The sequence below is a fragment of the Wenyingzhuangia sp. IMCC45467 genome, from assembly GCF_054111205.1.
The window spans coordinates 1,694,128-1,718,775 of record NZ_CM134196.1; the positions used below are offsets into that span (position 1 = coordinate 1,694,128).

General features: G+C 35.3%; 8 protein-coding genes, 4 tRNA genes, 3 rRNA genes and 1 pseudogene. 5 read left to right on the forward strand and 11 right to left on the reverse strand.

Annotated features, from left to right (window positions below; genetic code table 11):
• Positions 1-55: 55 nt before the first annotated feature.
• Positions 56-4,891 carry a pectinesterase family protein gene (locus tag ACXGQT_RS07145; protein WP_457830713.1) on the reverse strand — a complete coding sequence of 1,612 codons (4,836 nt, stop codon included), beginning with the start codon at positions 4,889-4,891 and terminating at the stop codon, positions 56-58.
• A gap of 671 nt (positions 4,892-5,562) precedes the next feature.
• On the opposite strand from ACXGQT_RS07145, the gene ACXGQT_RS07150 reads away from it, so the two are divergent.
• A complete protein-coding gene (locus ACXGQT_RS07150; protein WP_457830714.1) occupies positions 5,563-8,049 on the forward strand; it encodes a pectate lyase family protein in 2,487 nt (828 codons plus the stop codon).
• A 69-nt stretch (positions 8,050-8,118) separates the two neighbouring features.
• Here ACXGQT_RS07150 and ACXGQT_RS07155 read toward each other — a convergent pair.
• Positions 8,119-8,195 (reverse strand) — tRNA-Asn (locus ACXGQT_RS07155).
• Positions 8,196-8,262: 67 nt separating this feature from the next.
• Positions 8,263-8,336 (reverse strand) — tRNA-Asn (locus ACXGQT_RS07160).
• 218 nt (positions 8,337-8,554) lie between these two features.
• Here ACXGQT_RS07160 and ACXGQT_RS07165 point away from each other — a divergent pair.
• From ACXGQT_RS07165 to katG, 4 genes are all read left to right on the forward strand, one after another.
• Positions 8,555-11,278: a 2-oxoglutarate dehydrogenase E1 component gene (locus tag ACXGQT_RS07165; RefSeq protein WP_457830715.1), complete on the forward strand. Its 2,724-nt coding sequence runs from the start codon at positions 8,555-8,557 to the stop codon at positions 11,276-11,278.
• A gap of 45 nt (positions 11,279-11,323) precedes the next feature.
• Positions 11,324-12,547, forward strand: a complete 1,224-nt coding sequence (gene odhB, locus ACXGQT_RS07170) for a 2-oxoglutarate dehydrogenase complex dihydrolipoyllysine-residue succinyltransferase (RefSeq protein ID WP_457830716.1) — start codon at positions 11,324-11,326, stop codon at positions 12,545-12,547.
• Between the two features lie 238 nt (positions 12,548-12,785).
• Positions 12,786-13,124: a cupin domain-containing protein gene (locus tag ACXGQT_RS07175; RefSeq protein WP_457830717.1), complete on the forward strand. Its 339-nt coding sequence runs from the start codon at positions 12,786-12,788 to the stop codon at positions 13,122-13,124.
• A gap of 299 nt (positions 13,125-13,423) precedes the next feature.
• On the forward strand, positions 13,424-15,595 hold the full coding sequence (gene katG, locus ACXGQT_RS07180; protein ID WP_457830718.1) for a catalase/peroxidase HPI: 2,172 nt from the start codon (positions 13,424-13,426) through the stop codon (positions 15,593-15,595).
• Between the two features lie 367 nt (positions 15,596-15,962).
• Here the strand turns inward: katG and rrf are convergent.
• From rrf to dnaX, 8 genes and pseudogenes are all read right to left on the reverse strand, one after another.
• Positions 15,963-16,071: ribosomal RNA gene (rrf, locus tag ACXGQT_RS07185) — 5S ribosomal RNA — on the reverse strand.
• 148 nt (positions 16,072-16,219) lie between these two features.
• Positions 16,220-19,020, reverse strand: a 23S ribosomal RNA gene (locus tag ACXGQT_RS07190).
• A gap of 233 nt (positions 19,021-19,253) precedes the next feature.
• Positions 19,254-19,327 (reverse strand) — tRNA-Ala (locus ACXGQT_RS07195).
• 135 nt (positions 19,328-19,462) lie between these two features.
• Positions 19,463-19,539, reverse strand: a tRNA-Ile gene (locus tag ACXGQT_RS07200).
• Positions 19,540-19,626: 87 nt separating this feature from the next.
• Positions 19,627-21,146: ribosomal RNA gene (locus tag ACXGQT_RS07205) — 16S ribosomal RNA — on the reverse strand.
• Together the 16S, 23S and 5S rRNA genes with 2 tRNA genes alongside form the textbook arrangement of a ribosomal RNA operon.
• 675 nt (positions 21,147-21,821) lie before the next feature.
• The gene (locus ACXGQT_RS07210; protein WP_457830719.1) at positions 21,822-22,262 is read right to left on the reverse strand and encodes a DUF4268 domain-containing protein; all 441 of its coding nucleotides are present in this window, start codon (positions 22,260-22,262) and stop codon (positions 21,822-21,824) included.
• Between the two features lies 1 nt (position 22,263).
• Entirely contained in the window at positions 22,264-22,845 is a 582-nt protein-coding gene (gene miaE, locus ACXGQT_RS07215) for a tRNA isopentenyl-2-thiomethyl-A-37 hydroxylase MiaE (protein WP_457830720.1), read from the reverse strand.
• Between the two features lie 49 nt (positions 22,846-22,894).
• A pseudogene (gene dnaX, locus ACXGQT_RS07220) lies at positions 22,895-24,594 on the reverse strand (DNA polymerase III subunit gamma/tau).
• Positions 24,595-24,648: the final 54 nt, after the last annotated feature.

Below are 24,648 nucleotides of genomic sequence, written 5' to 3' on the forward strand. Positions count from 1 at the left end.
TAAGAAGGAGATACTCTAACAAGTCCCCCTTCTTAAAATCATAATCTCCTTTTTTTTAATACACCAAGACCTTGATTGTTTTTCTCCCATTTACTCCTTCAATTCCTATAATATAAAGTCCTGTTTGAAGGTGAAAATTAGTATCTACTCCTGTTTTTAAAGATTTTATTAGCTCACCTGTAATACTATAAACATTTATTTTTATGTTAGAATTTACCTGAGTTACATATACTCTACTGTTGTAGGCTTTTACAGCAACACCATTTTCATTGTTGTGTAAAGGATCTACATTTAAAAATTTAAGTTGATAAATTGGATCCCAATCATCATTTCCTTTAGTAAAATTAAAAGGTGTAATTTCTGTATTATCTGCTAAAGTAGAGGTTGTTAAAACTGTAGACCAAGAGGCTCTACTTGAGGTATTATTAACACCCGAAGCCTCCTCGGTAGTTCCATATTCATACATAAACTGAGACTCACCTCCCAAAGTATTCTTCCAACCTTCTGCAAAAATCATAGACTCTCCATTATAAGTTGGATTTTGAGAAGCCGCTATTTTTGTATTATAAAATACAACCTCACTTGTTGTGGCTGCCCAAGGACGACCAAAATAACCAGGTTTACCATAATTACTAGATGCAGTTTCAACACCTGGCTCTGCAGATCTAATATTACATTCATACATTAGATATCCTCTACCTCCACTATGTTGTGCTGCTGTTATATAAGCAATATCACTACTAGCATCACTCGTATTTAAAACCAAATCTGATTGATAAAATACTGCAACCATACCACCAAACAAATAATCAACAGCTCCCATAATAGCTCCTTTATACACCGCTATTCTTGCATTGTGCTGACCGTAAAAAGAATCTTGACGTCCTACAATACGACAATTGTTTAAAATAGTTCTATCTCCAACCACACCAATAGCTGCTGCTCTTTCAACATAACCCAAACCTCTATCTTGAACCGATGTATCTCCATATGTTTTTGGTCTTTCACCTCCGCTTGGAGATGCATTAGTTGTTAACACGGTATCTTCAGATTCTTTTTTTGAAATATATTGATTAAATGAATTTTCAATAATAATATTATCAGCAATAAACCCATCACTTAAAACAACCATTGTAGCACACCAATATGATGCATTAGTAGTACCTGATTTATTTTCATATAATTGATATCCATTTTCTGTGTTCACCTCCAAGGCTTTAGCACTCCATTTGTTATTTGTATCTTGACTATAATAATTATATCCTGTTCCATAATACGAGGTAATTCTAACAGCATTCGCATCAATATCAACACCTTTATTTAACAACGCTATACTTGGTGTAGCCGAAGCATTTTTAAGCGTAATATTTGGACTATTAATCACAACCATCTCGTCATAATTCCCTGGATCAATCATTACCGTGACACGCTCATTGTTAGGACGATCCATTTCAGCAATTGCATTTAATGCATCATTAATAGTTTTATAATCTTTATCTACTCCTACCGTTATTAATGAATTGAAAGCAACTACTGACTTTACTTCTATATTAACAAAATAAGAAGAACTGGAGCCTGAACATAAAATAGTTGCTGTTCCCAAGGTATTTCCTTCATAAATATATTCCACAGATTCCAAAGAGGAAGTACTACCGCTTGAAGTTCCTATTGTTTCTCCACCATTTATTGTAAATTCTGCAGCGTAGTAATAGGTCAAAATCATTTTTTGTCCTGGACTTAACGGAACAACTATAGAACTTGCATCAGAACCTATTATATGACCTTTTGCTTTTTCATTTTTTATACCCGATAACACAAGACCTTTATAATGTGTATCTGTATTTAAAATTACTTTATCATCAAAACTCCAATTTGTTACCGGATTAAACTCTAAACCTTTTGAAACGTTTGTTCCCGATATAATTACATTAGATGTTAATGCTAATTTGATTGGATATTCATCTAAACCAGAGTAATCAACTGTATAAACTCCATCTCGTAATGCTATATTTTCAATATCTTCAAAGTGATATTCATATCCCGTTTCATTTAAATTAGAAAATGTCAATTCAAGTTTACTCAGCTGTGTAGCATCCAAACCAGGTGCATTAATGCTTATATCGTGTAACATTTTTGCAGAAAATTCTATATCTACAGATTGATTAGCTGCTCCAATAGTTAATGTATTTGCTAAAATTTCATAATCATTCACCCCTTTTACACCAATAGCGTACTCTACATTTGGTTCTAATTGAACTGTATATGTTGAGTTTTCAACATCAATTACTATTTCTGGTACAAATATTTTATTAGCTGCTGTATCTACAGTATAAGTGATGACTGCATTAGAAATATCAGTACCCAAACCAGTAATACTTCCGCTCACAGTATACAACTCTACTTGTTTAATGTTAACATCTAAAGATTCTGCAGTCTCCTCTAACAAAATAGAATTAGAAGTACTAATTACATAACCATTCGCATCTGTTAAACCTAAATTATAGGTATAGTTTTGTGGTAAATTAATACTGTAAACCCCATTTAATGGAGTTACAGACCATGTTTTACCAGCTTCATTGGTAAACGTAATGGTATAATTATTAGAAATTCCACTTGCTTGACTTACATCAACATTACCTGTTAACGTTTTATAAACTGCATCTTTCCTTTCAACCCTATAGTAACTTGGCTTATCTACACTATCGTATATACGATAAGCCCCTGACTTTTTTGCAACAAATTTAACAAGTGAAACTTCGCTACTTGTTGTTACATTTACCACATCATCTTGAATTTCTGGATCTGCTACATAAACAAAATGAATACTTCCGTTCGCATTTTGTGTAGACATTGCAACAGACACTTCATCATCTTCAGTTAATGTTAAACTCATGTATCTACCCGTGGCACCGGCACCATTTACATAAATTCTACCATTATACCCTTGAACACCACTAGTGTTTTCATCATAACGAGTTAAACTTGTATTACTTGTTCTTAGACGATCATTTGAACCACCTACCCAACTTAACACTCCTTCAGACCATGATGGTAGTGTATTTGATGAGCTACCTACTTCAATAGAAACATCATACCAAGCGTTAATTTTATCTTCATCTAATTTGTTATTATAAAGTTGAACATCTAATTGCTCTGCTCCAAAGTCCCATACATCAATTTTTCCATTGGAAGTTTCAATAGTCGCTGCATTTTCTATAGACATTCCATGTAAGTAAATTTCAGCAGTAGGATAACCTTCACTTACTAGAGTTGCAGAAATTTTACCTGCAGTACCTGTATAACTAAAATTCATTGGAACACCATCAACTGCTTCTGTAATATTCTGTGCTGGGATATTTCCTATTATAGTACCATTAGTATCTCTAAATTCCAAAACAGCATCTGTAGCAGACCCATACTGATCCACTATAAAAGTAATTGTAGCATTACCTGCTACAACAATATCGAATGAGTTTCCAGAAAAGAACACCCCTCCATGAGTAGCATCGTGAAAACCAAATTGCCCTGCTTCTTCTGTAGTGTTACTATTAAAAGTCACTATTCCATCGTTTGTTTTAAACGTGTTGTATCGCAAAGATGTGTAACTAGTTTGTGGCATTTCTGAACCATCTGCAAAGCTATAAATATAGGTTTCTCCAGGTGTTGCACTTACCTCTATTCCACTATCTGCAATATTTATAATATAAGTTTTGGGATCATTTCCATCATCAGTAAAGGTTAATGTAAGTTTATTTCCGTCTATAGACGTTGATGCAATATCTCCAGACACCATTGGTGTAAAAGACATTAAATCAGCACCTCCTAAATCAATTTCAATAGAAGCCTCTGTATTTGTGCTACTGAACACTGTACCATTATTAACAATAACTGTTGCAGCTTCGCTAGCCTCAGTACCCGATGTAAAGTCTATTTGGGTTCCGTTAATTATTATAGAACCTGTTTTTTGAACATATGAACTTAATGAAACCTCATAAGGTACAGGGGCAATTTGCAAATAAGGCACATATGCTGTTCCTCCATCTGTATGTTCTAATACTACCGTACCTGATGTACCTACATATAAAAAATCTACCCATACTTGTGCTCCATCACTATAAGTTGTTCCAACATTGCTTTGAGAAGTTATATCAAATGTACCTGTTGTACTTGTTGCGCTAATTGAACCCGAAGAATATTGATCAGTAGCTACTCTAATTTTACTATTACCTGCTACTTGCAATGTAATAGTATTCCCATCTTTAAAAGTAATTCCATGTTGCGAGCCATTTAAACTTAATGCATTACTACTACCAGAGTCAATAACTATAAGCCCTGCTTCTACATGGTTTCCTGCTCCACTTGCATAAATACTACCATCTCTTAAATCAAAATTGTAAACAATGTTAGTTTCTGCTGTTGTAAAATCTTTACCCAGCTGAACAGGAATAATCTCAATCGTTGGTAAATAAAGATCGTTACCGCTATCGGAAATTGTTGTAAACGTCAATGTGGTAGCTTGTCCAGAATATACAAAATCAAAAGTATCAGTTAAGTCATTCGTTACTTTTGCAACCTGAGTCCCTAAGTCACCATCTGTTATAGCAGTTCCTTTTACATTTAATCCAGAATATTTAGACCCCAAAAACCTTATGGTTGAACTTCCATCTACAACGATAGATATTGTTCCTCCAACTTTCATAGAAAGTCCATATTGGGTGCTATGATGAGAATAATTACCTCCTAAGGTTAGTTTAGTATCGGAACTTTGTTGGTTATTAATAATAGTTCCGTCTCTAAAATCATAGGTAACAGAGTTAGAAATTTGACATTGAGCCCAATGTGAAAAAAAGAGCATAGGTAATAACAGAAAAAAGGATAGTTTTTTCATCATTCTTTTAATTTGTTTAGTTTAGTAAGTTTTTTTTATTTTTTAATCGGCTTGAAAGAATTAAACCGATTGAAAAAAATGTCATCAAAATGCTACTTTATAAGAATCTTCAATCTTTTTTATAAAAACTTTTTTTATAAATCTAGTTTCACATTAAATGGAAATGTAGATACCCCAAAAAACTTGGAAAATCATTTTTCACATAAAATATAGCCGATTATTATATTATAGAATTCTGTTTGGTTTTAAAGAGTAATTTTTAATTCATAGGCTGCCTTATTTTTAATTATTTATCATTTTTTTTATAAATAAATAAAAAAATAACGACAAAAACTATCAAATAACAAAAAAATGTAATCGATTACCTAAAATTCACAAACAACTAATCATCAATTATATAACAAAAATGTAATCGATTGTACTCTACAACAATAAACAATAGGAATTAATGAAATCAACAAACACTATATAAACATTGGGTTTCAAACGAAAAACACACATGAAAAAATAAATTATCCACTAAAAAAACCACAAAAAATAGCACATACAAAAACAAAACTCACGGAAAACAAAAAAAAACATAAAATAAAAAGGTTAAATAAAAAAATAACATAATTTTATGTAATCGATTACAAAAAAAATATCATTATAAAAAACTAAACTAAAAATGAATTATGAAAACAATTATTATTTACCTTTTATTAATACTTACATCAACTTTTTTATGGTCACAATCAGTAACCATAAATGAATCTGGAGGCTGGCTAGAATCAGCTTATGTAAAATGGCAACCAGTTTCAGAAGCAGCAAGTTATAATGTTTATTATTCAGGTGAAGGTGTCAACAATAAAAAGATTGATAATGAACTGATAAGATGTTATAAAGACGGAACTTATCGTGCAGATATATTAGGTTTAAAAGCAGGAGATTATACTATTTCAATTGTACCAGTTGTTAACGGTTCTGAAATTAATACTACCACAACTCAAATATTAACGGTTTTGCCTCACGACCGTGCCGGTTTTGCTTTTTCAGGTAATAGGTTAGCAGGAGCATACAAACTTGATGGAACTCCTCAAGAGGGTGCTGTAATACTTTACATAACCGAAGAAACCAAAAACACTATTGAACTTAATGTTACAGGAGCTAGCCCTACTAAATGTATTGGATTACAAACCATATTAGATGGATTTAAAAAAGGTAACGATACACGTTCTTTAATTATTAGACTAATAGGACAAATTACAGATCCTGAATATTTATTAAATGGTGATATTGTTATTGAAAACAAACAAAACGAAAACAGCCATATTACACTAGAAGGAGTGGGAAATGATGCTGTTGCCGATGGTTGGGGTATTAGAGTTAAAAATGCTACAAACATTGAAATTAGAAATATTGGTTCAATGAACTGTAATAGCAATGAAGGTGACAATATTGGATTACAACAAAATAATGATCATATTTGGGTACACAATGTTGATTTCTTTTATGGAGATGCAGGAGGAGATTCTGATCAAGCAAAAGGAGACGGAGCACTAGATTGTAAAAAATCTACCTATGTAACATTTTCATACAATCATTTTTGGGATAGTGGTAAGTCAAATTTATTAGGATTGAGCGAAGGAGCTGATCCAAACTTATTTATAACTTACCATCATAACTGGTATGACCATTCAGATTCTCGTCACCCTCGTGTTCGCTACTATTCTGCCCACGTGTACAATAATTATTATGATGGTAACTCTAAATACGGAATTGGTTCTACCCTAGGATCATCTGTATTTTCAGAAAATAATTATTTTAGAAATTGTAAATATCCAATGTTAACCTCTTTACAAGGGACTGATAATTTTTATGGATACCCAACTTTTTCTGGTGAAGATGGAGGAACTATAAAAGCATATGGAAACACCATTACAGGTGCAAACAGATTTGTTACTTATGGAGACACTAACTACCCTAATGCAACTGTAGATTTTGATGCTGTTATTACAAGTTCCAAAAACGAAGTAATACCTAATACTATTACTTCTAAAGAAGGGGCTTATACTTATAATAACTTTGACACCAATGGTAGTCTTGATTATACTTATACAGTTGATACTGCTGAAGATGCTAAATTAAAAGTAATGCAATATGCTGGTAGATTAAATGGCGGAGACTTTACTTGGACTTTTAATAATAGTGTTGATGATGTTTCTTCGTCAGTAAATACAGCGTTAAAAGCTGCTTTGATTTCTTATCAAACAAATCTTACTTGCGTACAAGGAATTAGTGAACCGCCAAGTAGTCAAACTTTAACAATTACATCAAATAACGAAGACCAAACTGTTTTAGATGAAACTGCCATAGACCCTATTGTATTTACTTGGGGTGGAGATGCTACCGATGTTACCGTAACAGGAATCCCTGCTTCTGGAATTGATTTCGTTAAAGATAACTCTGCAAAAACAGTAACTATTTCTGGTACTCCAACTGCAGATGTTTCTTACACAATTACTACCACTGGAAGCGCTGGAACGCCAGTTTCAAAATCTGGAACTATTAGTTTAATCACAATAGCTACAGGAGATTTAATTCACAATTTCACCACTTCATCAAAAACAAGTGATTTTTACACAATTACAGGAAATATAAATTCTACTGATGGATCTGTTAGTTATGATGGTTTAACTTTAACCACTCGTTTAAAAATCGAATCTTCTACAAATATCACCTATTCAACAACAGAAACTTCAACCTTAACTTTGGTTTTTGATGCTACTTTTACTGGAAAAATTAAATTAGATGGTATAGATTATACAGCATCTAATGGAGTAGTTATCATTACAGATATTGCTGCAGGATCACATAGTATTACAAAAAACAATACCACAAATCTTTTTTACATCAAAACAACGTACAACACTTTAGTGTTTAACAATCCTAAAAGCTTATCTAAAATAAACCTATATCCTAATCCTACTTCAGACATATTACAAATTGATACTACTCTAAATATAGAAGAAATTCAAATATTAAATATATTAGGATCTCTTGTTAAAAGCATTAAAGGAGACTCAAAATTAATAGATGTTAGTCATTTAAACAGTGGTGGCTATCTTCTATGTGTTAAAACAAACAATGGAATTTATAGACAAATGATTTTAAAAAATTAAAAACGTATTCCATAATTAACAAATATATAAAGCATAAAAAAAAACGCTATCACAATGTGATAGCGTTTTTGGCTCCCCCTCTAGGACTCGAACCTAGGACCCTCTGATTAACAGTCAGATGCTCTAACCAACTGAGCTAAGGAGGAATTTCCATTTTGGAAAAATATGCCTTAATGCTTACTAAGAAATTCTAAATTTAATTAGTGTTGCTTGCTCCCCCTCTAGGACTCGAACCTAGGACCCTCTGATTAACAGTCAGATGCTCTAACCAACTGAGCTAAGGAGGAAGTTGCTATAAGCGACAACATTTCTGTTTTGCGGTTGCAAATATATATCTTTTTCTAAATCTCACATAATTTTTTTTAAAAAAAACAAAAAAAAACAATTTGTTAGAATATTTGGGATTTGGTACATTATATGTGAATAAAGATTTGCGGATGCAACAATTATATTATTTTTGCTTATTCGAACAACGAACATCAAAATAAAAGACAACACATATAACATGGATAAATTTTCTTTTCTTAATGCTGCTCACACAGGATTTATTGCCGATTTATATGAGCAATATCAAAAAAGTCCAGACAGTATTGAGCCTAGTTGGAAAAGTTTTTTTCAAGGGTATGATTTAGCAAATGAATTATACGAAGATGAAACCAATATTGAAGTACCTCAAGAAGTAAAAAAAGAATTTTTAGTTCTTGATTTAATCAATGGTTACAGAACCAGAGGACACTTGTTTACCAAAACAAACCCTGTAAGAGAGCGTAGACATTATGAACCAACCTTAGATATTCAAAACTTTGGTTTGTCTCAAGATGACTTACAAACCGTTTTTAACGCTGGTCAATCTATTGGTATAGGTGCTGCTACTCTTGAAACTATAGTTAATAGATTAAAAGAAATTTATTGCGATTCTATTGGTATCGAATATATGTACATTCGTCAACCAGAAGAAATTAAATGGTGGCAAGATAGATTAAACAAAAATGCTAATCATGCAGATTTTAATATCGATCAAAAAAAGTATATACTTAAAAAATTAACTCAAGCTGTTGGTTTCGAAAGTTTTTTACAAACAAAATATGTAGGTCAAAAACGTTTTTCTGTTGAAGGTGGTGAAACTGTAGTTCCAGCATTAGCAACTGCATTAAAATCTGCTGCTGAAAAATACAACGTTAAAGAATGTGTCTTAGGTATGGCTCACCGTGGTCGTTTAAACACCTTAACAAACATCTTTAAAAAACCAGTTCGTGATTTATTCTCGGAATTTGAAGGAAAAGACTTTGATGAAGAAAACATAGATGGAGATGTTAAATACCACATGGGATTAACTCGTAGCAAAACCTATCAAGATGGTTCCGAAATGAGAATGAACCTATTGCCAAACCCATCTCACTTAGAAACTGTAGGCCCTGTAGCACAAGGAGTTGCTAGAGCAAAAATCGATACACTTTACAATGGTGATGAAAATGCTATATTGCCTATCATCATCCATGGTGATGCTGCCGTTGCAGGACAAGGTGTGGTATACGAGGTTATTCAAATGAGTAAACTAAATGGTTACAAAACAGGTGGTACTTTACACTTAGTAATTAACAACCAAGTTGGTTTTACTACTAACTATTTAGATGCACGTTCTAGTACTTATTGTACAGATGTTGCCAAAGTAACTTTATCACCAGTATTACACGTAAATGCTGATGATGTAGAAGCTGTTTGTCATGCTATTGAATTGGCATTAGAATTCAGAATGACTTTTAAACGTGATATTTTTATTGACTTATTAGGATACCGTAAATATGGTCATAACGAAGGTGATGAACCAAGATTTACACAACCTCAATTATATAAAAACATTGCAAAACATAAAAATCCAAGAGATATTTATGTAGATAAATTGATAGCTGAAAATAGTATTGATACTACTTATGCTCAACAATTACAAGACGAATACAAAAATTTATTAGAAGATAAATTCCTACAAGCTAAAAGCGATGAAACCTCTAGAGTAATTCCTTTTATGGAAGAAACATGGGAAGGATTTGTGAGAGAAGGTTTACAAGAAATGTTAAACGCTACAGACACTACTTATCCAAAAAACAAACTAGAAGACATTACTAGAGTGGTATCTCAAAACCCAGAGGGTGTTAAATTTGTACGTAAAGCACAGCGTATTATAGAAGGTCGTGCTAAAATGGTCTTTGAAGATAATAAATTGGACTGGGGATTAGCCGAAACATTAGCTTACGGTTCTTTACTAGAAGAAGGATTTAACGTTCGTATTTCTGGACAAGATGTAGAACGTGGTACATTTAGCCACCGTCACGCTATTTTAAGAGATGAAGTTTCAGAAGAACGCATCAACTTATTAAACACTAATAAAAATAACAAAGGAGTAATGACTATTTACAACTCTTTGTTATCAGAATATGGAGTCTTAGGTTTTGACTATGGTTATGCCATGGCTCACCCTAACACTTTAACTATTTGGGAAGCTCAATTTGGAGACTTTGGAAACGGAGCTCAAATTATGTTCGACCAATACATTTGTGCTGCAGAAGACAAGTGGAAGTTACAAAACGGAATTGTAATGTTATTACCTCATGGATACGAAGGACAAGGATCTGAGCATTCATCTGCAAGAATCGAAAGATACTTACAGTTGTGTGACTATGATAACATGACTATTGCAAACTGTACAGAACCTGCAAACATGTATCACTTGTTACGTCGTCATATGAAACGTAATCACCGTAAGCCTTTAGTGGTATTTACACCTAAGAGTTTATTACGTCACCCTAAAGCTGTAAACACTATAGAAGAGTTAGCAGAAGGAGGTTTCCAAGAAGTAATAGATGATACAATCATCAACAAAGCAAACGTTAAAAAAGTAGTTTTCTGTTCTGGTAAATTCTACTACGATATGTTAGAAGAAAGAGAAAATTTAGGAAACGAAACTGTTGCTTTGGTACGTATAGAACAATTATTCCCATTACACGAAGAAAAAATTCAAGCTGTAATAGATTCATATCCTAGTGATGTCGAATTTGTATGGGCACAAGAAGAGCCAGAAAACATGGGAGCATGGTCATACATGTTACAACGTTTTAAATTGGTACCTTTAACCGTAGCATCACTTAAATTCTACTCTGTTCCTGCTGCAGGATCTAGTGCAAGATTTAAAAAGAGACATCAAGCCGTATTGGATAATGTATTCCAATCATAATAACAAGAACACTAAATAAACAAATAACATCAAAAATATTATCTAATGGTTTTAGAAATGAAAGTCCCTTCTCCGGGAGAATCAATCACAGAAGTAGAAATCGCAACTTGGTTAGTTGAAGATGGTGATTATGTAGAAAAAGACCAACCAATTGCTGAAGTAGATTCTGATAAAGCAACTTTAGAATTACCTGCAGAAGAAAGTGGTATTATTACTTTAAAAGCAGAAGAAGGTGATGCTGTAGCCGTTGGTGCTGTAGTATGTTTAATTGATATGGATGCTGATAGACCTGATGGTGCTCCTGCTCCAGAGAAAAAAGAGGCAGCTCCTGCTAAAGAAGAAGCCGCTCCTGTAAAAGAAGCTCAAACTGCTCCAAAAGCAGAAAACGCTACTTATGCTACAGGAAGCACATCTCCAGCAGCTAAAAAAATATTAGACGAAAAAGGAATCGATGCTGGTGCTATTCAAGGTACTGGTAAGGATGGTAGAGTTACTAAAGAAGATGCTATCAATGCAGTACCTGCAATGGGAACTACTACAGGTAGTCGTGCTTCTGAAAGTAAAAAAATGTCTATGCTACGTAGAAAAGTAGCACAACGTTTGGTTTCTGTTAAAAACGAAACTGCTATGTTAACTACTTTTAACGAAGTAAACATGCAGCCTGTTTTTGACTTACGTAACCAATACAAAGAAGAGTTTAAAGCAAAACATGGAGTTGGTTTAGGATTTATGTCTTTCTTTACTTTAGCAGTTACTAGAGCTTTAGAATTATACCCAGATGTAAACTCTATGATCGATGGTGATTACCAAATCAAAAACGATTTTGCTGATATTTCTATCGCTGTTTCTGGACCTAAAGGTTTAATGGTTCCTGTAATCAGAAATGCAGAAAACTTATCTTTTAGAGGAGTTGAAGCAGAAGTAAAACGTTTGGCATTAAGAGCTCGTGATGGTCAAATTACTGTTGATGAAATGACAGGTGGTACTTTTACCATCACTAACGGTGGTGTGTTTGGATCTATGTTATCTACACCTATTATCAACCCTCCTCAGTCTGCAATTTTAGGAATGCACAACATCGTTGAACGTCCAATGGCAGTTAACGGTCAAGTGGTTATTCAACCAATTATGTACGTGGCATTGTCTTATGATCACCGTATTGTAGATGGTCGTGAATCAGTTGGTTTCTTAGTAGCAATTAAAGAAGCTATAGAAAACCCAATTGAATTGTTAATGAACAACAATCCTAAAAAAGCGTTAGAGTTATAATCTAATTCTTTTTAAATATTAAAAGAGCATCTTATTCGTTTAAGATGCTCTTTCTTTTTGGGCGTTACCCAAAGGGTCGGGCTTTCGTTACTCGCTTTTTAAAAGGTGTTCAAGTGTAGTCGAGAACCTTTTAAAAGAGCTCAAACAACAATTTATCTTGAGTTTGTCTAAAGACTCAATCCCTAATGCAAAAATTCCTTTATAAATTATATTACTTTTATATACAATTTATCATCATATGAAACTTACTCACACAAATTCTTTACAAGAGATATTAACTAGTCATAACTCTAACGTAAAAAAGAAAGTATTTATAGAAAAAGGAGAAATTCCTCAATTAATGATGTTTGGTTCTGCTACTTTTAAACCAGGAGACAAGGTAGAAGCACATGTGCACAAAACCATGTATGAAGTTTTTTACATACAATCTGGTAAAATAGATTTTATTGTTAACGGAAATAAGACTACAGTAACTACAGGAGATTGTATTACCATAGAACCAGGTGAAAGTCATGCTCAAGAAAACAACTACTTAGAAGACGTTACGTGGATTTATTTTGGTATTGATAGTGAATGACTCAAAAACCGAAATATACTGTCATTTATATCTAATAAGAAAATTAAAAGCCGATACTAAAAAATTAGATTTGGCTTTTTTTATGCTAAAATTTATATAAAAACAAAACGATTAAAAATTAAAATCTATTAACATATATTTTTTGCAATATTTATAAATATTTCAGAACTTATCTAAGAATATAAAAATACCTCTCAGATATTACACATAACTAAAAACTATTACTATATAAAAACTATAGATGAAAACAATTCAATATAAAGAGCTAGATTTGAAAAATAATTAAAAAATTTATTCTTATGGATAACAATAAATCTTCAGGAGACATTTCTAAATGTCCATTTCACGGAGCAAATACTGTCAGTGAAAAATCTCATCAATGGTGGCCAAACACTTTAAATTTGGATATTTTACACCAACATGATGTTAAAGTCAATCCTCTTGGTGAAGACTTTAATTATCATGAAGAATTAAAAAAATTAGATGTGGATACTCTTAAAAAAGACGTCACAAAATTAATGACTGACAGTCAAGATTGGTGGCCTGCAGATTGGGGCACTTATGCTGGATTAATGGTTCGTATGGCCTGGCATGCTGCAGGTTCTTATAGAGCTTTAGACGGACGTGGAGGGGCTTCTACAGGAAATCAACGTTTTGCTCCATTAAACTCCTGGCCAGACAACGCTAGTTTAGATAAAGCCCGAAGATTACTTTGGCCAATTAAGAAAAAATATGGAAATAAAATTAGTTGGGCAGATTTAATTATTCTTGCAGGTAATATTGCGTATGAAACTGTAGGACTAAAAACATTTGGATTTGCTTTTGGTAGAAATGATATCTGGCATCCTGAAAAAGATATCTACTGGGGAGCAGAAAAAGAATGGTTGGCTCCAAGTGAAAATCGCTATGAAAATCTAGAAAGTCCTTCTACCCTAGAAAAACCATTAGCAGCCGTACATATGGGATTAATATATGTAAATCCTGAAGGAGTAAACGGTAATCCAAATCCCGCAAAAACAGCACTTCATATTCGTGAAACTTTTGCTCGTATGGCTATGAATGATGAAGAAACAGCAGCGTTAACAGCTGGTGGTCACACCATAGGTAAAGCACATGGTAATGGTGATGCAAGTATTTTAGGTGCTGAACCAGAAGCTGCCGGAATTGAGGAACAAGGTTTTGGTTGGTCTAACCCTACTGGTAAAGGAAAAGGTCGAGATACCGTAACAAGTGGTATTGAAGGAGCTTGGACAACCCAACCAACAAAATGGGATAATGGTTATTTTGATTTATTATTTGGTTATGAATGGCAGTTAACAAAAAGTCCTGCTGGTGCACACCAATGGGAGCCTATAAATATAAAAGAGGAACACAAACCTGTTGATGTAGAAGATGCCACTATACGTGTAATGCCTATGATGACAGATGCAGATATGGCGATGAAAGTAGATCCCATTTATCGTGAAATTTGTGAAAAATTTAAAAACGATCACGCATATTTCTCTGATACTTTTGCACGTGCTTGGTTTAAACTAACCCATCGTGATATGGGGCCTAAAGCTAGATATTTTGGACCTGATGTTCCTAATGAAGATTTAATATGGCAAGATCCAATTCCTGAGGGAAACAAAAATTATGATGTAAATGCTGTAAAAGAAAAAATAGCAAATTCTGAATTGAGCATCACTGAAATGGTTTCTACTGCTTGGGACAGTGCTAGAACTTACAGAGGTTCTGATATGCGAGGAGGTGCCAATGGATCACGTATTCGTTTATCTCCACAAAAAAATTGGCAAGCAAATGAGCCAGAAAGATTAAAAAAAGTTTTAAATGTTTTGGAGTCTATAGCCAGTCAATTTGGAATTAGTATAGCGGACACAATTGTTTTAGCTGGTAATGTTGGAATTGAAAAAGCTGCAAAAAATGCTGGTCATGAAGTTACAGTACCTTTTAAACCAGGGCGTGGTGATGCTAGCCAAGAAATGACCGAAGTAGAATCTTTTGAATATTTAGAACCTTCTACAGATGGATTTAGAAACTTCCAGAAAAAAGAATATAACAACATTAGTCCAGAAGAAATGTTAGTGGACAAAGCACAGCTGTTAGGATTAACAGCTCCAGAAATGACCGTATTATTAGGAGGTATGCGAGTAATAGGCACAAACTACGAAAATACTCAGTATGGTGTTTTTACAGATAAAAAAGGGGCTTTAACTAATGACTTTTTTGTAAACATAACTGATATGGCAAATGTGTGGAAACCTGTAGGCAAAAATAACTATGAAATTAAAAATCGAAAAACAGGTGAAACAAAATGGACTGCTACACGTGTAGATTTGGTTTTTGGATCTAACTCTATTTTAAGGTCATATGCAGAAGTTTACGCACAAGATGATCACAAAGAAAAATTTCTAAAAGACTTTATAAAAGCATGGACAAAAGTAATGAATGCAGATCGTTTTGATTTGTAATAAATTGCACTTAACTCTAAAAAAGCATCTTAATTACTTAAGATGCTTTTTTATTAAATTAGATTGTATAGAATATCAACGTACACTGATAATACATAGTTTTCAAATAAAGAAAACACGATTAATTATTAAAATAAAAGGTGTTTGAGCTATATTACTAAACTTTTAAACCAACCGAAAAGATAAACCATGCAACAACATATAGGAATTAACATGAACCGTAGTTCATCATTACAAAACAGCTAAAAGCCGATTCTAAATATTATAATAGAATCGGCTTTATTATTTCTTATTCTTTAAGATACATTAGTATATAATTTATAAACAAAAAAAAACCTCATTCAATTACATGAATGAGGTTTTTAAAAAAAGGCGATGACATACTCTCCCACCAATGGTAGTACCATCTGCGCTAATAGGCTTAACTTCTCTGTTCGGAATGGGAAGAGGTGAGCCCTATTGCAATAATCACCTTAAGGTCTTAGTAGTACTGAGTACTCAGTAAAGAGTATTGAGAACTCTTTGTACTTGATACTTTGTACTAACTACTATATGGTTAACATATTGATACCAATATTGTTTGTTTTCTATTACTTTCGTTTTATACTTAAATTAAAGCCCGCAGTACATAAGCCTATGGGTTATTAGTAATACTCGGCTATGACATTACTGCCTTTACACCTATATCCTATCAAGGTCGTAGTCTACAACCACCCTTTAAAGAAATCTCATCTTGTGGTGGGTTTCGCGCTTATATGCTTTCAGCGCTTATCCCTTCCCAACGTAGCTACTCTGCAATGCTCCTGGCGGAACAACAGATACACCAGAGGTTAGTTCAATTCGGTCCTCTCGTACTAGAATCAAATCCACGCAAATTTCTAACGCCCGCTACAGATAGAGACCGAACTGTCTCACGACGTTCTGAACCCAGCTCGCGTGCCACTTTAATGGGCGAACAGCCCAACCCTTGGGACCTTCTCCAGCCCCAGGATGTGACGAGCCGACATCGAGGTGCCAAACCCCCCCGTCGATGTGAGCTCTTGGGGGAGATCAGCCTGTTATCCCCGGAGTACCTTTTATCCTTTGAGCGATGGCCCTTCCATGCGGAACCACCGGATCACTATGCTCTTGTTTCCAACCTGATCGACTTGTAGGTCTCGCAGTCAAGCACCCTTATGCCATTGCACTCTACGTACGGTTACCAAGCGTACTGAGGGTACCTTTAGAAGCCTCCGTTACTCTTTTGGAGGCGACCACCCCAGTCAAACTACCCACCAAGCACTGTCCCCATCTCTGGGTTAGACTCTAGATAAGCAAAGGGTCGTATTTCAACAATGACTCCACAACACCTGGCGATGCTGCTTCAAAGTCTCCGACCTATCCTACACATTACTTATCCAAAGCCAATACTAAGCTATAGTAAAGGTTCACGGGGTCTTTTCGTCCCGTAGCGGGTAATCGGCATCTTCACCGATACTACAATTTCACCGAGCTCATGGCTGAGACAGTGTCCAGATCGTTGCACCATTCGTGCAGGTCGGAACTTACCCGACAAGGAATTTCGCTACCTTAGGACCGTTATAGTTACGGCCGCCGTTTACTGGGGCTTCATTTCAGATCTTCGCTAAAAGCTAAACCCTCCACTTAACCTTCCAGCACCGGGCAGGTGTCAGGCCCTATACATCAACTTTCGTTTTAGCAGAGCCCTGTGTTTTTGATAAACAGTCGCCTGGACCTTTTCACTGCGGCCCCACATAAAGTGGGGCGACCCTTCTCCCGAAGTTACGGGTCTATTTTGCCTAGTTCCTTAGCCATGAATCACTCGAGCTCCTTAGAATACTCATCCCAACTACCTGTGTCGGTTTACGGTACAGGACGCAGCCCTCGCTTTTCTTGGAACCGCTTACTTCTTTTCGCTTCACCCGAAGGTTAGGCTCAACGTACTATTCCGTCAGTACGTAAAGATCTGGGCAATCCGTCACTTTTAATGGGTGCGTGTACAGGAATATTAACCTGTTGTCCATCGACTTCCCCTTTCGGGTGCGCCTTAGGCCCTGACTAACCCTCAGCTGATTAGCATCGCTGAGGAAACCTTAGTCTTTCGGAGGGCGGGTTTCTCACCCGCCTTATCGTTACTTATGCCTACATTTTCTTTTCTAGTCGTTCCAGCATCCCTTACAGAACACCTTCAGCACAACTAGAATGCTCCCCTACCACGTATAGTAAACTATACATCCATAGCTTCGGTAATATGTTTATGCCCGATTATTATCCATGCTCGTTCGCTCGACTAGTGAGCTGTTACGCACTCTTTAAATGAATGGCTGCTTCCAAGCCAACATCCTAGCTGTCTGGGCAAACAAACCTCGTTTATTCAACTTAACATATATTTGGGGACCTTAGCTGATGGTCTGGGTTCTTTCCCTCTCGGACATGGACCTTAGCACCCATGCCCTCACTGCTGTAAATCATTATATAGCATTCGGAGTTTGTCAGGAATTGGTAGGCGATGAAGCCCCCGCATCCAATCAGTAGCTCTACCTCTATATAACTAATACAACGCTGCACCTAAATGCATTTCGGGGAGTACGAGCTATTTCCTGGTTTGATTGGCCTTTCACCCCTACCCACAGGTCATCCCAAGACTTTTCAACGTCAACGGGTTCGGTCCTCCACTCTGTGTTACCAAAGCTTCAACCTGCCCATGGGTAGATCACCAGGTTTCGCGTCTACTCAACCTAACTAAAACGCCCTATTCAGACTCGCTTTCGCTACGGCTCCGGATCTTAAATCCTTAACCTTGCTAGATAAAGTAACTCGTAGGCTCATTATGCAAAAGGCACGCCGTCACCCAGTTAATGGGCTCCGACCGCTTGTAGGTGTACGGTTTCAGGATCTATTTCACTCCCTTACTTAGGGTTCTTTTCACCTTTCCCTCACGGTACTAGTTCACTATCGGTCTCTCAGGAGTATTTAGCCTTACCGGATGGTCCCGGCAGATTCAGACAGGGTTCCTCGTGCCCCGCCCTACTCAGGAATCTGATACAATTACTTCTCTTACTTATACGGGACTATCACCCTCTATGGTTAACCTTTCCAGGTTATTCTAATTCAATTGTTTCTTGATATTTCAGTCCTACAACCCCGATCTTGCCGTAACAAAATCGGTTTGGGCTCTTTCGCGTTCGCTCGCCACTACTAACGAAATCATTATTATTTTCTCTTCCTCCGGTTACTTAGATGTTTCAGTTCACCGGGTTTGCCTTCTTTCGAATACTATGCCTTCAACATAGTGGGTTGCCCCATTCGGAAATCTACGGATATAACTCTTATGTGCAAATCCCCGTAGCTTATCGCAGCTTATCACGTCCTTCTTCGCCTCTGAGAGCCTAGGCATCCGCCATACACCCTTAATTAGCTTATTGTACTTTTGCGTCTTTAATCTATTACAACCTTTCAGTTGTTGTATTTTACAACTTACGTTGTCTTATTATTATTCTATCATTACTGATAGATTCTAATGTCTACTCAAGTAATATTATTTTTTAAACAATATTATTATCAATATGTCAATGAACTGTGGCGAGTCGCCACTGACGTTAATCAGTAGGACTTCTATACATCTTAAGATAAATAATTATCTCAAGGCATAGCCTTGTGGAGAATATCGGAGTCGAACCGATGACCTCTTGCGTGCAAGGCAAGCGCTCTAGCCAGCTGAGCTAATCCCCCATTACTAGTAGTTAGTAATTAGTTTATTAGTCATTAGTAATTACTAATTCGTAATTTGTAATTATTTCTGCTTCTAGAATTTCCTGTTATACAATCTATTGTTATCTTTTTCTGCCTAACTAAACAAGCTAGGCTTGGTAGTCTCGGGCAGACTCGAACTGCCGACCTCTACATTATCAGTGTAGCGCTCTAACCAGCTGAGCTACGAGACTCAATATGTGATTGTATATATTTTATAAAAATTAACAGCTAATTAAAAAGTAAAAAGATTTCTCATAACATTCATCTCTTTTCTCTAGAAAGGAGGTGTTCCAGCCGCACCTTCCGGTACGGCTACCTTGTTACGACTTAGCCCTAGTTACCAGTTTTACCCTAGGCGGCTCCTTGCGGTGACCGACTTCAGGCACCCCCAGCTTCCATGGCTTGACGGGCGGTGTGTACAAGGCCCGGGAACGTATTCACCGGATCATGGCTGATATCCGATTACTAGCGATTCCAGCTTCATGGAGTCGAGTTGCAGACTCCAATCCGAACTGTGATAATGTTTAAAGATTTGCATCCTGTCGCCAGGTAGCTGCCCTCTGTCATTACCATTGTAGCACGTGTGTAGCCCAGGACGTAAGGGCCGTGATGATTTGACGTCATCCCCACCTTCCTCACGGTTTGCACCGGCAGTCTCTCTAGAGTCCTCAGCTTGACCTGTTAGCAACTAAAAATAGGGGTTGCGCTCGTTATAGGACTTAACCTGACACCTCACGGCACGAGCTGACGACAACCATGCAGCACCTTGTAAGAAGTCCGAAGAAATATCTATCTCTAAATAATGCATCCTACATTTAAGCCCTGGTAAGGTTCCTCGCGTATCATCGAATTAAACCACATGCTCCACCGCTTGTGCGGGCCCCCGTCAATTCCTTTGAGTTTCAATCTTGCGACCGTACTCCCCAGGTGGGACACTTATCACTTTCGCTTAGTCACTGAATAATTCCAACAACTAGTGTCCATCGTTTACGGCGTGGACTACCGGGGTATCTAATCCCGTTCGCTCCCCACGCTTTCGTTCATCAGCGTCAGTATATACGTAGTAGACTGCCTTCGCAATCGGTATTCTATGTAATATCTATGCATTTCACCGCTACACTACATATTCTATCTACTTCCATATAACTCAAGACTAACAGTATCAAAGGCAGTTCAACAGTTAAGCTGCTGGATTTCACCTCTGACTGATTAGCCCGCCTACGAACCCTTTAAACCCAATGATTCCGGATAACGCTTGGACCCTCCGTATTACCGCGGCTGCTGGCACGGAGTTAGCCGGTCCTTATTCGTATGGTACCGTCAAATAATTACACGTAACTATAGTTCTTCCCATATAAAAGAAGTTTACAACCCATAGGGCAGTCATCCTTCACGCGGCATGGCTGGTTCAGAGTTGCCTCCATTGACCAATATTCCTCACTGCTGCCTCCCGTAGGAGTCTGGTCCGTGTCTCAGTACCAGTGTGGGGGATCTCCCTCTCAGGACCCCTACCTATCGATGTCTTGGTAAGCCGTTACCTTACCAACTAACTAATAGGACGCATAGCCATCTTAAACCGATAAATCTTTAATCATAAATCCATGCGAATCTATAACACTATGGGATATTAGTCCACGTTTCCATGGGGTATCCCCCTGTTTAAGGTAGGTTCTATACGCGTTACGCACCCGTGCGCCGGTCGTCGGCAAATTGCAAGCAATTCCCGCTACCCCTCGACTTGCATGTGTTAGGCCTGCCGCTAGCGTTCATCCTGAGCCAGGATCAAACTCTTCATCGTTAATATTTTAATATCTTGATGATGCTCAAAAAAATCTCATGATCTAGTCATGTAATTTTACTTTCTAATTTTACGCTGTCAATTTCAATATTCTCAATGAACTTAGTCACATCGTGACTTCTTTACCAATAACTCCTCTCGAAGTTAACTACTTAGCTGCCTCGCTAAGCGGTTGCAAATATAAGAACTTTATTTCTTCTAAAACAAATAAAATTTAAAATATTTTTTAAAAAAATTCTAAACCTTTTTCTATCCTAAAACAGTAGCCTAAACCACCATAAAACCCTTAATGTACCTGAACTTGTTTGCCCCAAACAATCAGTTACCTGATCGCCGTTGCGGGTGCAAAGATACGCACCTTTTTTATTTATTTCCTAATCTTTTTTAAACTATTTTCTATCCTTTTTTATTTTATTATCTAAACGCCTTATTCTTTGCATATTGCACGCTCTAAAATCTTCAAAGTTTTTCAAAATATCTCTTGAATACATCTCTAACCTTTAATATTTTATTGAATTTCCCTTAAAGTGACTTCTCTCAAATCTTTTATAAGCTACATAAATCAACAATTATAATAAAATAAATTCTACACATAATAAAGACTAACAACTAGAAACATCCATAAAATAAAAAAGGCCTTACATAAATTAATATATTATGAGGCCTTTGTAATAATCAAACGACTGCTTGTTTGATGTAATCTTGATATTCGTTCCAAAAAAGTTCGAACTGGTTCATCGTATCGTTAAAGAATGTATAACAATCCAACCATGTGTTTTTGTTATGAATACTGAACTTTTCATTATATATTATATATACACGGCTAATAAGCTTACCATTCTCTAAATAATAGTATTTATCAAAAATGATTTCTGGTAAGTATTCCGTTTTAATAATATTTTTTAAAGCGTACACTTGATCGTATAATAATTCTCTTTGTGTAGCATCTACAGATTCTATATCTAATGTTACTTGGGCTGTTTTTCTATCGGCAACAAATTTAAACCCAAAGTCTTTTATTTTGGTATTATATAAAGTCCATTTTCTAGGAAAAGACTTTCCATAACTCACCCAAAACTCTTTTCTAATTCTTGCTGATTCTTCTTTACTAAACATATTAACCGTGAATAGACTCTTTGGTTCCTAAACCTTTCATCAATTTTGCTTCATACTCTAGTAAATCTTGCCATTTTTGATTGACTTCTTCTTTATCTCCGTACTGACGAGCAAAATTTAAAAACAAAGTATAATGATTGGCTTCTGAAACCATTAAATCTCTATAAAATTTTGCAAGTTCTTTATCTACTAGATTCTCTGACAACAAACGAAACCTTTCACAACTTCTTGCTTCAATTAAAGCAGCATATAAAAGTCTATGTACAAGTTGAGTTGTTCTACTTCCTCCTTTTGGGAAAAATCTAACCAAATTCACAACATATTCATCTTTTCTATCTCTTCCTAGAACAACTCCTTTATTAATAAGTCGGTCGTGAACCAATTTAAAGTGACTCATTTCTTCTTTTACCAAAGCAATCATTTCGGTAACCAAATCTGTATACTCCGGAAAACTTACTATTAAAGAAATAGCAGTTGATGCAGCTTTTTGCTCACAATGTGCATGATCTATTAATATTTCATCGATATTTTTTTCTGCAATATTTACCCATCTTGGGTCTGTTGGTAATTTAAGCCCTAACATATTTATATACTTTATTATATATAACAACTACTATTATTGTTATAACATTTTAAATATCTAATCCAAATTTTGTCTTTAATAATAAAACATTAGGATTAGATTCTACTAACTTTTGAAATTTTTCTTGAGGTGTATAAACATACTTCTTTACCTCTTCTTGAAGTACTTTAGTTATAACCGAAATTCCGTAATTATTTAGTTCAGCTCTTAAAAAATTAAGCAATTTTGTACGAATCATACTAAATTGATCTTCCATTAATTTATTGGGTAAGGCAAAAACTATTTTGAAATTTTCTTTGAGCGCAGGTTTATTTGCATTAATAATAGATGCCATGTTTAACTCCCCTTCTGATTGTAATATGTTTCCAAACTCATTCCATTTTTCAACCAATATAGATTCAGAAAATGGTGTTCTTGGTTTATCTGTTAAATCTTCATCAGTAGCAACAAAATCTAAATCCGTTAACTTTGAATGTATATTTTTTAAAGACAAGGCAGATGCTCTTCTTCTTCTTGCAGCAGCTGCAGCAATATTGGGAGCTGGTTTACGAACTTCACTAGAAGTTACCTCAACTTTTTTTTCTTGTATTTGAATTGTTGATATCTTCTTAGTTTGTTGATTATTTACAGGAATATCAACCCTAAAAAAACGAGCAGGTATTATAAAGTTACTGCTTTTTTTTTTACATCACTAAAAGTAATAGAAGCCAATTGCATTAAGCAAAGCTCAACTAATAATCGTTGATTTTTACTTGCTCTGTATTGTAAATCGCAACTATTTGCTTTTTCTATGGCTGTCATTAAAAATGATAATTCTGCTTTGTTTGCCTGATTTAAATATTGCTTTTTTGCATTATCTCCCACCTCTAACAAAGATATAGTTGAATTGTCTTTTGCCACTAATAAATCTCTAAAATGAGAAGCCAAACCATTAATAAAATGCTGTCCATCAAAACCTTTAGACAAAACAGAATTAAACTCTATTAAAACGTTAGGGATTTTATTATCTATTAACAAATCTGTAACCTTAAAATAAATATCGTAATCTAAGACATTTAGGTTTTCTGTTACTGCAAGTCTTGTTAAATCCTTACCTGCAAAACTGATAACCCTATCATAAATAGAAAGTGCATCTCGCATAGCTCCATCAGCTTTTTGAGCAATTACATGTAACGCATCATCTTCAGCAATGACCCCTTCTTGATCTGCAATTCTTTTTAAATGCTCTTTTGCATCTAAAACAGTAATTCTTTTAAAATCAAAAATTTGACAACGAGACAAAATGGTTGGAATAATTTTATGCTTTTCTGTAGTTGCTAAAATAAAAATTGCATGTGCAGGTGGCTCTTCTAATGTTTTTAAAAAAGCATTAAATGCAGCTTGAGATAACATGTGTACCTCATCAATAATATAAACTTTAAATTTTCCTACTTGAGGAGGAATACGAACTTGATCTATTAAAGACCTTATATCATCTACTGAATTGTTTGATGCAGCATCTAGCTCAAAAACATTAAAAGCAAAATCATCTTCTGCTTCTGTACCCAGTGCTTGTTCATTTATTTTTTTAGCCAGAATACGAGCACATGTAGTTTTACCAACCCCTCTTGGTCCTGTAAACAATAATGCTTGAGCTAAATGATTGTTTTTTATAGCATTCTCTAATGTATTGGTAATAGCCTTTTGACCAACCACATCCTCAAAAGTAAGAGGTCTATATTTTCGAGCAGATACTATAAATGGATTCATAAATATTTTTTAGTGATAGCAAATATACCTATTTGAAATTTTGTGGGCAAAGTA

Excerpts from the sequence above, each read along its gene's own strand:
- ACXGQT_RS07145 (WP_457830713.1), bottom strand. The coding sequence starts at position 4,891 with ATGATGAAAAAACTATCCTTTTTTCTGTTATTACCTATGCTCTTTTTT.
- ACXGQT_RS07150 (WP_457830714.1), top strand. The coding sequence starts at position 5,563 with ATGAAAACAATTATTATTTACCTTTTATTAATACTTACATCAACTTTT.
- ACXGQT_RS07165 (WP_457830715.1), top strand. The coding sequence starts at position 8,555 with ATGGATAAATTTTCTTTTCTTAATGCTGCTCACACAGGATTTATTGCC.
- odhB (WP_457830716.1), top strand. The coding sequence starts at position 11,324 with ATGGTTTTAGAAATGAAAGTCCCTTCTCCGGGAGAATCAATCACAGAA.
- ACXGQT_RS07175 (WP_457830717.1), top strand. The coding sequence starts at position 12,786 with ATGAAACTTACTCACACAAATTCTTTACAAGAGATATTAACTAGTCAT.
- katG (WP_457830718.1), top strand. The coding sequence starts at position 13,424 with ATGGATAACAATAAATCTTCAGGAGACATTTCTAAATGTCCATTTCAC.
- ACXGQT_RS07210 (WP_457830719.1), bottom strand. The coding sequence starts at position 22,262 with ATGTTTAGTAAAGAAGAATCAGCAAGAATTAGAAAAGAGTTTTGGGTG.
- miaE (WP_457830720.1), bottom strand. The coding sequence starts at position 22,845 with ATGTTAGGGCTTAAATTACCAACAGACCCAAGATGGGTAAATATTGCA.